The sequence below is a fragment of the Mesorhizobium sp. IMUNJ 23232 genome (genome assembly GCF_044326205.1).
In the GTDB taxonomy this organism is placed as follows: domain Bacteria; phylum Pseudomonadota; class Alphaproteobacteria; order Rhizobiales; family Rhizobiaceae; genus Kumtagia.
Genome location: NZ_JBIRCY010000075.1, coordinates 1 through 12,938, shown reverse-complemented (window position 1 = coordinate 12,938; position 12,938 = coordinate 1). Strand labels below are relative to the sequence as shown.

Sequence of the window (12,938 nt, the reverse complement as noted above, 5' to 3'; positions counted from 1 at the left end):
CCCAGCGACTTCAAGACTTTGCCCTCCCCGGCTCAATCAATGTGATCACCATGCGGCGGGCAGCCACGCCCAGACGATGACCAGCGCCGGCGCGAGGAACGTTCCGAACGGAACGCGCGCTGCGGCCCGGAGCGGGCGGCGCAAACGAACCGCGCGGATGACGCTGAAGATCAAAGCCGCGACCGAAGCAAGGACGATCTGGGCGCCGACGCCGGCCAATCCGACCAGAACGGCGGATACACCGATCAGCTTGATATCCCCGAAGCCGATGCCGTCGCGGCCGCGCAGCCTCCCGTAAGCTATGTCGAACATACACAGCAGGAGCATCAGCGCCCCCCCCGATCCGATGCGCCAGACCAGCCCGGCGAAATCGCCCGCCTCGAACCACCAGTCGGCGAGCCCGACGGCCAGGATGCCGACCGTGTAGCGGTCGGGAATGAGCAAAGACGCAAGATCGTGGACCGCGATTGCCGCTACCAGAAAGCATAGTGCAAGCGTCGACGCGACGAAGAATGCGGGGTTTCCGATGACAGCGGGCACGGTACCGACGGCGAGCGCGAATGCTACGGCGGCGGTAGACCGCCGCCGCGCCCTCAGAAGCTTCATTCGATTACCGTCTTGGCAGGCCGCCGCAGCGGCACGTTCCTAGATGGTTCGTTCATCAGCCGCAATTGCGACCGCATCTGCTCGGCCACATGCTGCGCATCCATGCTGTCGCGGATGACCTGCGGCCGGATGAGGATGATGAGTTCGGTGCGCGTCGCGGAATTCTGGTTGGACCGGAACGCCTCGCCTATCACCGGAAGGTCGCTGAGAACCGGCACGCCGTCGCGGCCGCGCTGCTGGCGTTCGGCGATCAGGCCGCCGAGCATCACGGTCTGGCCGCTGGCGACCGATACGGTCGAGCTGACCTTTCGTTGCGATATGGTCGGCGTCAGGGACTGGGCCTGGCTGCGCTGGACCGAGCTGATCTCCTGTTCGATGACGAGGCTGATCGTGCCGTTTCCGGTGATCCGGGGCAGAACCTTCAGGATCACGCCGGTATTTCGAAACTCGACGTTGTTGACGATCGGTGCTTCCGGATCGGTAATGGACTGCGCGGTGCGGGTGACGATCGGGATCTCATCACCGACCTGCAGCAAGGCGGGCTTGTTGTCGAGCACCACAACCGAGGGCGTGGAAAGCACCTTGACCTCGGTAACGCCGCGCAGCGCATCGATGACGACGCGCGGCTCGGTGTCCGAACCGAGGAGGAGGTTGAACCCCGGAGTGGTTCTGGACAGCACAGCCTTGCCTGCTTCCGTGAACAAGCCCACCGAGCCTTTGTTGTCGCCCAAACCAAGATCGTTGGAGTTCAGGAAGAACTGCACGCCGTAGCGCAACTCGTTGGTCAGGGTGACCTCGGCGATCGTCGCCTCGATGGCAACCTGCTCCTGCGGGCGGTCGAGCGCGACGAGGGCCTGTTCGATGAGCCGCTGCTGGTCGGGCCGCGCGAAGATGAGAATGGTGTTGTTTTCCGGGTTCGCGGTGATGCGCACGCCGCCTTGCGACCCGCCGCCGGCAGCGCTCAGAGAAGGCTGGTCGGTGTTTCCACCGGGGGTCGGCAGGCTATCCGCCATGCGCTGCTCCGGCGTCGCATTGGCCAACTGCGAGCCATCTTCGCTCTGATTCTGGCCGTCGGCCTGCGAGCCGGGCGGAAACTGCGAGGCCGGGTCGTCCGAGGCCGACGATGCCGAGGCGCCGTTGAACATCTCGTTGACCATCGATGCAAGGCGCCGTGCCTGCAAGTGCTGGACCTTGTATACCCGCAAATTGGAGGCAGCCGCGTCCATCCTGTCGAGCCGCTCGATCCAGCTTGCGGCACGCTGCAACTGGTTGCGCGTCTTCGCCACCACCAGAATCGCGTTGCTGCGCTCGATCAGCTGGACCCTGATCGTGTTGCGCCCGCGACCGCCCTCCCCGATGTCGAGCACGCGGGTCAGTTCGGGCATCATGGCGGCCGCGCTGGAATTGTTGACGGGGAAAATACCGACCGACTGGTCCGCCAGCCAATCCTGGTCGAATGAGCGCGCTGCTTCGATCGCCGCGGTCCGCTCCGCCGCCGTCCCCTGGAAAATCAGCGCGTTGCCGCTGGGATCCTCGCGCACCATGCCGGGACGGGCGACGAAGTTTTCGAGCAGCGGCAGGATCGTGCTGGCGGAAACGTTTTTCAGGGGAAACACCGTGACGGCGTAGCCGGGTTGGATGGTCGTGCCCCGATCGAGTTCGGCGGTTCCCATCGCTTCGGCCGCGGGCATCAGCCGAAGTCGGTCGCTTTCGCGCACCATGGCCACGCCGTTGCTGCGCAGCGCGGACTCGAACATGGTGAGGATTTCCGCGGCCGGCGTAGGCCTCGACGTCGTGATCGAAACCCTGCCCGCGACCCTGGGATCGATGGAATAGCTTATGCCAAGCACTTCGCCGAGAACGGTCCGCGCGGCAACCTTGATCTCGGCTTCCTCGAGATTGACCTCGAACTCTTCGCCGCTCAGCCGCTCGAGCGACTGGCGCTCGCCGGCAGTCAGCTGCTGTCCGTAGCCGTAATATACTTCACCCTGCCGGTTGTTCTGCGTGCGGCCGAAGCCGAGCTTCGACAGAAAACCGCCGCCGGAAGATTTGCGCGCACTCAAATCAGCGTTCGTGACCTTGTCCAGCGGATCCGGCCGCGCGGCAACGTCTTCAAGATAATCACCAGCGGAGGTACACGCGGCTAATACTATCATGGCGCAGGCCGCCGAGCTTCTGCGAACCCACACGGCATAGGCATTTGGAGCACCGCCCTGCCGACCTACCCTCACCTACACACTCCACCCGGGCTTACATCCGGCACCCTATGCCCGGAAAAGCACCGTCCTATTAAGCGCCTGACAACCATAAAGCACTGCTTCCCACACCATACACGGCATCGACATAGGTAAGCTGCAACTACCCAAATAGCTCGAACTTGTGCGCCGGTTCGACATCGACCGGCGCCAGCGGCTGCAATTCCTCCCGCGTCAGGGCCCCCGCTGTCCTCGTCGGGACCCTGTGTCGCATGGGCGGAAAAGCCGTCGTCGAATGTTCAGCCTAATTCCTCCACGGTTCGAGCCTCAATGGAGCCAGTTCGCTGGCACGGTCACCAATGCCGGGAACAGAACCAGCAGCACAATGAGGATCATCTGGACCACAAGGTAAGGCATGGCACCCTTCGTAGCTGACTCCAATGAAACTCCGCTGATTCCAGACACTGTGTTGAGGACCGTTCCAACAGGAGGCGTGATCAGGCCGACCGCGTTGACCATCATGAAGATGACCCCGAAATAGACCGGGTCGATCCCGGCCGCATTGACGATCGGTATGAGGATGGGCACCAGGATGGTGATGCAGGGGGCGAAATCAAGCGCCGTGCCGACGATGAAGACCGCTATGACGATCATACCCATCAGCAGGATCGGCGAGTCGATGAACGGATCGAGGAGCATGACGAGCTGGGCGGGCAGATTGGAGATCGTCAGCATGAAGCCGGTGATCATGGAGGCCGCCACCAGCAGCATGATCACTGCCGTCAAGCGACCGGCGGCCAGCAGCGCGTCATAGAGCAGCCGCGGTGTCAGCTCGCGATAAACAAACAGCCCCACGAACAGTGCGTAGAAGGTGGCAACGACGCCGGCCTCGGTGGGGGTGAAGAGACCGAACCGCAGTCCGGCCAGGATGATCACCGGCATTATCAACGCCCAGCCGGCGGTCATGATGGTTTTCGGGATATCCCGGCGCGGCAGTTTGAGCCGGACCGACGCCGTTTCCTTTTTGGAAAGGAAAAACCAGGCGATCATGAGGCTCACCCCCATCATGAGCCCTGGCACGATTCCGGCGAAGAACAGGCCGATGATGGAAATGTTTGCGGTAACGCCCAGGATGATGAACCCGACAGACGGCGGGACCACGGGGGCAATAATGCCTGTCGCCGCCATCAATCCCGACGCGCGGCCCATGTGATAGCCCGCCTGCCGCATGAGGGGGACCAGCATGACGGCAAGCGTCGCCGTATCCGCGATTGCGGAGCCGGAGACGCTGGCGAGCACCAGGCCCGTGCCGATGACCACGTAGCCGAGGCCACCACGTATGTGGCCGACGAGCGCCAGGGCCACGTTTACGATGCGGCGGGAGAGGCCGCCTGCGTTCATGAGCTCGCCGGCGATGAGAAAGAACGGGATCGCCATCAGCGGATAGCTGTCGGCGCCATTGACCAGTCGTTGCGCCAGAATCTGCGCATCCACATTTCCCATCAGGAGCATCATCGCAACCCCCGACAGCATCAGGGCGAAGGCAATGGGAATCCCGATGCCCATCGCACCAAGGAGAGAACCGATAAATACCAAACCGCTCACGGTGCTTTCTCCGAAGTAAGCGCGGGGGACACGACCGGTAGTGGCTCAACATGCTCCACTCCCGACCAGGGGGCGGGCAGGATGCCGCGCAGCGAGCGCCACAGATCAAGAAGGAGAACCAGAGCCATCAGGATGGCAGCGGCGAACCCCGCGGCGTAGATGGCGCCGACGGGAATGCCCGACAGTGCCTGGACGTTGCTCCATTCGATCAGGGTGAGTGACCAGCTGCCCTTTCCCATGAGCCAGCAGCACCAAAGCATCAGGCCGTATGAAACAAGAAAGCAGGCGAAGCGCGCCCTTCGAGGCAACCGGACGACCAACGATTCGACGCCGAGATGCGCACCCTTGGCCAGGGCCACCACGGACCCCATGAAGATGACCCAGACGAGGACCACACGGGAGACTTCAACGGCAAACGGAATGCCTGAGCTGAAGCCGTACCGCAGCACGACATTTGCAAAGATTAGGAGGCTGATGACGGCCATGCCGACGACGACGAAGATGTCGAAAGCCTTGAAAAGCCACTGTAACGGTGTGGACATGACTGCTCCCAAAAAGGCTGTGCGCGCAGGCGACGACCCTCTCCGCACTCTGACGAGGATCCGGAGACCGCGAGCGTGACGCTTCCAGCATGCTGGCCGGGCATAAACGCCCAATCGCGTGATGAAGGCCTGTTCTGCCCATCCGGTCAAACAGCGCGCAAGGCGTAAAGACGACGATCCCTCTAACCAATATGATAGGAGGTCTCAGGCGATGCTTCCTGTGTCAGACACCTTCCACCACGGCGAGATGTGCCTTGGCATGCTTCTCGCGGGCTTTGATCGCCGTCTGATACTCGGGCGAGTTGTAGCAGGCGAGGGCGGTCTCGTAGTCCTTGAACTCGATGACTGCCAGGCGGTTTGCGTCAGGGCCTTCCATAACCTGGCTCGTTCCGGCGCGAACGACAAAGCTCGCCCCGTATTTGTCGAACGCTGCCTTGTTCAAGGCAATGTATTCCTTGTAGCCCTCCTGGTCTGCAATATCGACCATTGCGACCCAGTATCCCTTTTTGGTCATTTTCTTCCTCTCCCAACAGAATTTCGCGCGCTTTCGCGGAAAGTACGGACGCCCCGTACGTTCACATTCGGTGCACTGAGTTTGCCGTTGATCCTCCTCGATCACACGGGTAGAACCGAGATCGCGAACGCTGACTACAATATGGACAGCTTGTCCAAGGTCGTGTAGTACCACCATGTTTCGTTGTCAAGCTTGCAAGGAGATGCGCCATGAGCCGGAGTGACCTCCAGGAGGAAGCTGATGAAAGAGCCCCTGCGCACGTGCAGGGAGCGGCCTCGTTCTCAAAGTTCATGACGGTGCTGCAGATCATCGCGGATGCCCCCGGAACACTGGACATTGCCCAACTGACAAAGCGCGCGCCATTTCCCCGAGGTACGGTCTACCGCCTCGTTTCGGCGCTCATCGCGGAGGGGCTCGTCACGCAGTCAGGAGAGGGAGGAACGTTCCGCCTGGGGCCACGCCTCCTCCAGTTCGCTGCCAAAACCTGGGAGGATTCCGACCTGCGTGCGATCGCAAGGGATTTTCTCGTATCGCTCCGCGATGCAATAGATGAGGCCGTGCACCTTGCGGTGCCTAGCAACAACCGGATGGTCTATATCGACAAGCTGGTGGGCTCCAGCAGGGTTCAGATGAAGACCAGCATAGGGGGCCAGGTGGAACTTCACTCCACGTCCGTGGGCAAGGCGTGGCTGTCGGGCTTGCCGGAGAAGCGGCTGCTGGAAGTCATCCAGAGCCTGGAACTGAGACGCCATACAGCCAAGACGTTCACGACACCCGAGGCGCTTCTCGATGAATTGAAGCGGACGCGCGAGCAAGGGTTCGCGTTCGATGACGAGGAGAACGAGCCGGACATCCGTTGTATCGGCAGCCCGATCTTCAATCGTTCGCGGGAACCGGTTGGAGCGGTAAGCATCAGCATGCCCGTGTATCGGCACGACGCGCGGCGCCACGAGCTCTGCGCAAGGCTGGTGCGCCAAACGGCGAAACAGATCAGCGCCGAATTGTCCAGGATGGTGTAGCGCCAGGCGCGCCACCGCGCGTATCGCGGATTGGGAGGCCAACGTGCCAGCAGTCATTCGCAAAGTGCGAGAGGAAAAGCCAGACGCTTGCCTCAAAGTCGTCGCTTCGATCCTGCCGCGAGACCTGCCGCACCAGATCGACAAGCCGCAACCCGTCATGGATGCCTTCGCCCATCGCTACAACCATCACAGACCACACGATGCACTCAGCGGACTAACCCTGTCCCACTATCCCAAAACCTCCAGCGGCGTGCCGCCAAAGCCGTCTCATATGTCTTCGGCCAGGACATCGGATTGTGCTTTGCCTTCCTGTAGGATGACGCCAGGCGAACTCACGGTGCCGGAATGGCTACGACGATCTCAGGCGATAGCCTGGGTGACATTGTTTGGCGTGCTTTTCCATATGGCATTTGCTTTCGGACACATCGATGGCCCAACGCATAGAAACGGCTTGCTTTTATCCAGTTTCGAGCGGCTGCTCGCAGGATCCGGAGAAGAGCCCGCGTCGGGGCACCACGACGACAAGTCCCAGGGCCATTGTGACATATGCATCATCGGCTCCATGGGAGCCGCACTGCCGGCGCTTCCGGCGGTTCATGTCCCTTCCGAGTTCACCTTCTACACGATCGACTGGGTCGCGGCTGCGGCGCGCCCGGACACCATAGAACTCTCTTCACACTACGACATCCGCGGCCCTCCGCGAGCTTGAATGGATCGCTGAACTGCCGCTTCTCGCGGTCGCGCCACGCGCCGACACTTGTCGGTGGCGGCTCATGATCTTTTCGATTTGGAGGCATGAATATGAGATTGCATCACTACGCCGGGACGTTAGCCGCAGCAGGCATGTTCATGGTCGTTTCGGCCGCGCACGGGGAGGAGGAACATCGACAGCTCGGTTCGCACGTCCACGGGCACGGGACATTGGCAATCGCCATCGAGGGCAACAATGTTCAGATGGAGTTGGTGGCCCCTGGCATGGATATCGTCGGCTTCGAGCACGAAACTGAAACCGCCAGGCAGAAGAAAGCCGTCGAGGCCGCGCTCGCCGACCTGAAGGAGCCGTTGAAGCTGTTCGTGTTGCCCCAGGCAACAGGTTGCACCGTCACCTCCACCGACGTCAAACTGGTCGCGGAAGAGCACGAGGACCATCAGGCTGCGCAGGATGCAGACAAGACCGCGGAAACCGACGAGCACGAGGATGGTCACTCGGAGTTCCGGGCAACCTATGCTCTCGCCTGCGCAGACGCGTCCCTGCTCAGGCTCATCCACTTCGCCTTCTTCGAACGCTTTCGCGATTCCGAGGAACTCGGAGTGACAATCATCGATGCCAATGGGGAGACCACCGCCGAGGTGTCCCGTCAGGCACCCTCTCTTGAAAACTGAGAAGAACGCTGAAGCAGCATCAGACGCCGCGCGCTTGCGAGGCGTCGAATTCAGGTGGAACGCGCGCGACGCTTTCAGCCTCTCGGTCGGCAAGTTCGAGGTTCCCCGCGGCGAGCGTCTCCTGCTGCTCGGCGCTTCCGGCAGCGGAAAGTCGACGTTGCTCAGCCTGCTGACCGGCACCGCGCCGGCCCAAGCCGGAAGCGTGGAGGTCCTCGGGCAGCGGCTCGGTGAACTGGGCAGCAGCGGGCTCGACCGGTTTCGGGCGGAACATTTCGGCATCATCTTCCAGATGTTCAATCTCCTTCCCTACGGCACCGTCATCGACAACGTGCTGTTGCCGCTCAGCTTCGCACCGGGCCGTCGCGCGCGTGCAGTCGGCTCGGGCGGCATGGCGAGCGAAGCCCGGCGCCTCCTGTCGGCGCTGGGGCTTCCGGCGGATATCGGGCAGCAAACGGCGGCCACGTTGAGCGTCGGTCAGCAGCAACGCGTCGCGACGGCGCGGGCGCTCATCGGCTCACCCGAGATCGTTGTCGCCGACGAGCCGACATCGGCTCTCGACAACGATCGGCAGCAGGATTTTCTCGACCTCCTGTTCGGTCAGGTCGACGCCACGAAGGCGACCCTGATCATGGTCAGTCATGACCGACGCCTGGCACGGCATTTCATGAGGGTGGTCGAGCTCGCCGACATCCTGGCAACGTCGCAGCGCGAAGGCGCCGAGAGATGATCGTTGCGCGCCTGGCCCTGCAGTCTCTGCGCAACCGCTGGATCACGGTGCTGCTGACGATTCTCGCCATATCCGTCAGCGTCATGCTGCTGCTCGGTGTTGAAAAGGTGCGCAGCGGGGCGAGAGAGAGCTTTGCAGGGACGGTGTCGGGCGTGGATGTGGTCATCGGTGCCAGGTCGGGCGGAATGCAGCTTCTTCTCTACTCGGTGTTCCGCATCGGCAACGCCACCAACAACGTCACGTGGCGCACCTACCAGGACATCGTCTCGCGCTCGGAGGTGGCCTGGTCAATTCCGCTGTCGCTTGGCGACAGTCACCGTGGCTTTCGTGTCATCGGGACCACGCCGGATTATTTCGAGCACCTTCGGTATCGCGGCGGCCGGACCCTGACGTTTGCTGAGGGCACCCCCTTCAATGACCTGTTCGATGTCGTCCTCGGCTCGGAGGTTGCGACCCGGCTTGGCTATGATATCGGCGACAAGATCACCGTGGCGCACGGCATGGGCTCCCTCGGGTCGCAGCACGACGATCTTCCGTTTCGCGTCTCCGGTATTTTAGCACAGACCGGCACGCCGGTGGACAAATCCCTCCATGTGAGCCTCAAGGCCGTCGAGGCCATTCATGTCGACTGGCGGTCCGGTTCACGGATCCCGGGAGTGGTGACGTCGGCCGACGGTCTGCGGCAGATGGCGCTTCCTCCGAAGGCGATAACCGCGGCCATCATCGGCTTGAAGTCGCGCCTGCAAGTCATCGGATTCCAGCGCGCTGTGAACGAGTACAGGGCCGAGCCTCTTTCGGCTGTGCTGCCGGGTGTCGCCTTGCAGGAGATGTGGGGACTGGTCGCCACCGCCGAGACCGCATTGTTTGGCGTCTCCGCGATGGTTGTGGTGACTTCGATGCTCGGTCTGTCAGCGATGATCGTGTCGACGCTTAACGAACGACGCCGTGAGATCGCGATACTGCGCTCGCTGGGGGCGAGACCCCGCACGGTTGCAGGTCTTCTTGTCGGAGAGGCGACACTCCTGACCGTGGCGGGAATCGCGATCGGTACGGCCGCGCTCTATGCGGTCCTGATGGCAGCCCGCCCGCTTGTCGACAGACAGTTCGGCATCGACATCGGCGTTCAGCCTCCATCCACGACCGATGTTCTGTTGCTGTTGGCAATATTGATCGGCGGAATGGCGGCCGGTTTCCTGCCTGCCTATCGCGCTTACAGGATGTCCCTCGCAAACGGCGTGATGGTGAGAACATGATGACTTCCAGATTCATCTTCGGCAACGCGAGATCGATGCTCCGTGGCATAGCTCTCATTCTGGCTGTCCTAGGCCTTGGCTGCGGCGCGGCATTCAGCGAGCGCGCCACCCAGCTGAAATGGGAGATGCTGGTCCCGCCGGCAGAGCCGCTGGCAAACTTCCCGGAAGAACTTCCTTTTGAGCAGCAGGAGGCGTTGAGAAACGTCCTCTACTGGAAAGGCCACCCTTCGGGCGAGGTGAGCGAAGAGTTTACCCTTCAGCGCGACGAAGCCAAAAAAAGGGTCGACGCCGACAGGGAGAAACTAGCAACGCAAGGCGTCGATCTTGATACGCTTTACGAACGATACGTGACTTGGGCTGCAGAGATCGAGCGGCGTGGAACGCTTACCGAGAAGACGTATGACGGCAAGCGGGTGGCGATCGCCGGCTATCTGCTGCCCCTGGATTTTGATCCAGCCGGTACGACCGAGTTCCTGCTTGTCCCCTATTTCGGTGCATGCATCCACGAGCCGCCGCCGCCGCCGAACCAGGTGATATACTTGAAATCCTCCACTCCATTCGCGGCTACGAGTCTGTTCGAAGGCGTCATGATAACTGGCACGATGCGCGTGCAGTCTGAAAAGAAAGACCTCTCCTTCGTAGATGGTTCAAGCGAGGTTGCCTCGGGCTATCTTTTGGAGGGCGAAAGCATCGAGCCCTATCGAGGTGATGAAGGCGGGTAATAGTGGCCAAGTCCTGAGCGGAGATTCCAACTGCCAGTCGCGGGTCAGAGGCAAGCGCGGACGTGGATGGATGCCCTCAGCGAAACCCGGTGACCCTGAGCACCTCCGCCGGCGAGGTGAGACCTTGCCCTGCCTTCCTGGCACCGTCATGCGCCATCGTGCTCATGCCTCGCTCCAGCGCGAGCGCTTCGATCCTGGAGTGGTCGGCCCCCTGTGAAGCGAGTTCCGTGATCGCCTCGTCGAGGACAAGGATCTCGAACACGGCGATGCGGCCTCGGTAACCCGCACCGTTGCAACGGCCGCAGCCCACCGCGTTGAACACTTTCTGGCCTGGCGAGAACCCGACGGCCTGGTAGCGCGTGTCGGAGGAGAAAGTCTCGGTCGAAAGAATTCCTTCCTGCTTGCAGTGATCGCACAGCCGCCGCAGCAGGCGCTGGGAGATGATGCCGCGTACGGCGCCGACCAGCAGATAGGTCTCGACACCCAGGTCGCGCATACGCGTGAAGGCCGCTGCCGCGGTGTTCGCGTGGACTGTGGTGAGTACGAGGTGTCCGGTGAGCGCTGCCTGGACGGCGGCCCGTGCCGTCTCGCCATCGCGTATCTCGCCGACCAGAATCACGTCGGGATCCTGACGCACGAACGTCCGGATCGCGGACGAGAAGGTGATGCCGATCGCCGAGTTGATCTGCGACTGCACGATGCCGGGTATCTGGTACTCGACGGGATCCTCGATGGTCACGATCTTGCGGCCCGGATCGTTGAGCTTTGAGAGCGCGGCGGCGAGCGTCGTCGTCTTGCCGCTGCCGGTCGGGCCGGCTACGGCGATCATTCCATGGGTGTGCTCAAGTAGACGGTTCAGCGTCTGCCGTTCTTCCTCGTCCAGGCCCACGCCCGCGAAATCCAGCAGGACGCTGTCGCGGTGCAGGATGCGCATGACGACGGTCTCGCCATGGATGGATGAGAGGGTGGCGACGCGCAGTTCGACTTCGCGGTCGCCGATGGGAAGGCGCATCGCACCATCCTGAGGCTTGCGGCGCTCGGTGATGTCGAGGCCGGCGAGAACCTTGATGCGCGAGACGATCGCATCGCCCATTTCATGCGGCGGCGAAGGCATGATCCGCAAGACGCCGTCGATGCGGAAACGCATCACGAGCCGTCCGCGCATCGGTTCGAGGTGGATGTCGGTTGCCCTCAGGTCGAGCGCACGCCTGAAGATATCATCGACGGCAACCACGACCGGCGCTCCGCTCGCGAGATCCCGGAGGCTTGTGATAGCCGCTTCGGAGGTTGCTCCTTGGCCCGTGACGTGAGCAACATCCTGGTTACCTGAAATGCGCTCCAGACAGGATTCAAGATCGGGTGCGGGAACCACATAGACTTCGGCGTCACCGTCGAGGACGGATCGCAGCGCTTCTATCGGGTCTGCGTCTCCGGGGTGGAGGACGCCGATGACGGCACGTCCGTCCGGCGCCGTGAGCGGCGCGATCCAGTTCTCGACGAGAAATCGGCTCGAGAGGTTCTGCGCGACGGGCGTGTAGTCTGCGAGCTGCTGCCGGTCGAGAAGCCGCACGCCATAATAGGACGACAGGAAGCTTGCGAGGGCATCGGCGTCGACGATCTGCGCTTCGATCAGCCGATGTAGGTCGGAGGCTCGCGAGGCCGTGCTCTCACCGAAAAGGCCCCGCGTAGCCTCGCGGCTCGCCAGTCCGGCATCGGCCATGGACGACAAGAGTGAGTGTAAGTCTGTAAGCTTTGGGTTCATTGAACGTACCTGTCGCACTTGACCCTTGAGCACAATGGACGCCGCCTTGCGCATGCCGAATCCGGCTGTCGGCTTAGTCCACAGAGCGGTCTGCCTGACGTACAATTCCGGATTCGGCGGTTCCCCGGAAAGCTGCGCCAGACCAGAAGGCGGTGCGGTATAGGTGTCAAGAGCCCATGCCCTTCTACTCCCACCAGATGGCGAACCGGGTGCCACACGAGGTAGCGATTGAGAATCTTTCGCTACACCCACATATCGCCGCCAATGTTGCGGAACCCCTACTCGACCACGGCAAGCGTAACGCCCGCCAGCAGCTGGTGGGAAATCGTCATGACCGTGCGACCGTGACGATCGTAGCCGAGGGCCGCTTCGGCCGAGGAAGGATATCTTAGCCGCAAAGGCAGACTGCGCCGCGTTGGAATGAGCAGGCTTGGAGTGGCGGAGCCCTTCCCGCTTCATCGCCTTGTTGGGCGTATCAATCTCAGTGATCCATCGCCTTGACGATTTCCTCGGTCATCTTCTTGGCGTCGCCGAGCAGCATCATGGTGCCGTCCTTGTAGAACAGCGTGTTGTCGATGCCGGCGTAGCCCGAGCCGAGCGAGCGCTTGAC

13 protein-coding genes are annotated in these 12,938 nt (G+C 62.1%); 6 read left to right on the top strand and 7 right to left on the bottom strand.

Features of this window, described 5'->3' with window-relative positions; all coding sequences use genetic code 11:
- Positions 1-45: 45 nt before the first annotated feature.
- From ACH196_RS33100 to ACH196_RS33080, 5 genes are all read right to left on the bottom strand, one after another.
- Entirely contained in the window at positions 46-606 is a 561-nt protein-coding gene (locus ACH196_RS33100) for a prepilin peptidase (RefSeq protein ID WP_396651103.1), read from the bottom strand.
- Positions 603-2,795 carry a type II secretion system secretin GspD gene (gene gspD / locus ACH196_RS33095; protein ID WP_396651102.1) on the bottom strand — a complete coding sequence of 731 codons (2,193 nt, stop codon included), beginning with the start codon at positions 2,793-2,795 and terminating at the stop codon, positions 603-605. The genes ACH196_RS33100 and gspD overlap by 4 nt, the downstream gene beginning before the upstream one ends.
- A 333-nt stretch (positions 2,796-3,128) precedes the next feature.
- On the bottom strand, positions 3,129-4,406 hold the full coding sequence (locus ACH196_RS33090) for a TRAP transporter large permease (RefSeq protein ID WP_396651101.1): 1,278 nt from the start codon (positions 4,404-4,406) through the stop codon (positions 3,129-3,131).
- Positions 4,403-4,948: a TRAP transporter small permease gene (locus ACH196_RS33085; protein WP_396651100.1), complete on the bottom strand. Its 546-nt coding sequence runs from the start codon at positions 4,946-4,948 to the stop codon at positions 4,403-4,405. The genes ACH196_RS33090 and ACH196_RS33085 overlap by 4 nt, the downstream gene beginning before the upstream one ends.
- A 223-nt stretch (positions 4,949-5,171) precedes the next feature.
- Positions 5,172-5,462, bottom strand: coding sequence for a DUF1330 domain-containing protein (locus ACH196_RS33080; protein ID WP_396651099.1), 291 nt, complete (start codon positions 5,460-5,462; stop codon positions 5,172-5,174).
- 209 nt (positions 5,463-5,671) lie between these two features.
- Between ACH196_RS33080 and ACH196_RS33075 the strand changes: the two genes are divergently transcribed.
- The 6 genes from ACH196_RS33075 (at position 5,672) to ACH196_RS33050 (ending at position 10,566) form a co-directional block, all read left to right on the top strand.
- Positions 5,672-6,481 (top strand): IclR family transcriptional regulator, encoded by an 810-nt coding sequence (locus ACH196_RS33075; protein ID WP_396651098.1) that lies wholly within the window; start codon positions 5,672-5,674, stop codon positions 6,479-6,481.
- A 43-nt stretch (positions 6,482-6,524) separates the two neighbouring features.
- Positions 6,525-7,190 carry a hypothetical protein gene (locus ACH196_RS33070; RefSeq protein ID WP_396651097.1) on the top strand — a complete coding sequence of 222 codons (666 nt, stop codon included), beginning with the start codon at positions 6,525-6,527 and terminating at the stop codon, positions 7,188-7,190.
- A 92-nt stretch (positions 7,191-7,282) separates the two neighbouring features.
- The gene (locus ACH196_RS33065; protein ID WP_396651096.1) at positions 7,283-7,864 is read left to right on the top strand and encodes a DUF2796 domain-containing protein; all 582 of its coding nucleotides are present in this window, start codon (positions 7,283-7,285) and stop codon (positions 7,862-7,864) included.
- On the top strand, positions 7,806-8,591 hold the full coding sequence (locus tag ACH196_RS33060) for an ABC transporter ATP-binding protein (protein ID WP_396651095.1): 786 nt from the start codon (positions 7,806-7,808) through the stop codon (positions 8,589-8,591). Before ACH196_RS33065 ends, ACH196_RS33060 begins: the two co-directional genes overlap by 59 nt.
- Positions 8,588-9,844, top strand: coding sequence for an ABC transporter permease (locus ACH196_RS33055; protein WP_396651094.1), 1,257 nt, complete (start codon positions 8,588-8,590; stop codon positions 9,842-9,844). Before ACH196_RS33060 ends, ACH196_RS33055 begins: the two co-directional genes overlap by 4 nt.
- Entirely contained in the window at positions 9,841-10,566 is a 726-nt protein-coding gene (locus ACH196_RS33050) for a DUF3299 domain-containing protein (RefSeq protein WP_396651093.1), read from the top strand. Before ACH196_RS33055 ends, ACH196_RS33050 begins: the two co-directional genes overlap by 4 nt.
- A gap of 76 nt (positions 10,567-10,642) precedes the next feature.
- On the opposite strand, the gene ACH196_RS33045 is transcribed toward ACH196_RS33050, so the two are convergent.
- Positions 10,643-12,382, bottom strand: coding sequence for a GspE/PulE family protein (locus ACH196_RS33045; RefSeq protein WP_396651092.1), 1,740 nt, complete (start codon positions 12,380-12,382; stop codon positions 10,643-10,645).
- A gap of 427 nt (positions 12,383-12,809) precedes the next feature.
- Positions 12,810-12,938 (bottom strand): NAD(P)(+) transhydrogenase (Re/Si-specific) subunit beta (locus ACH196_RS33040; RefSeq protein ID WP_164767035.1); only part of this gene is annotated, 129 nt, incomplete at its 5' end.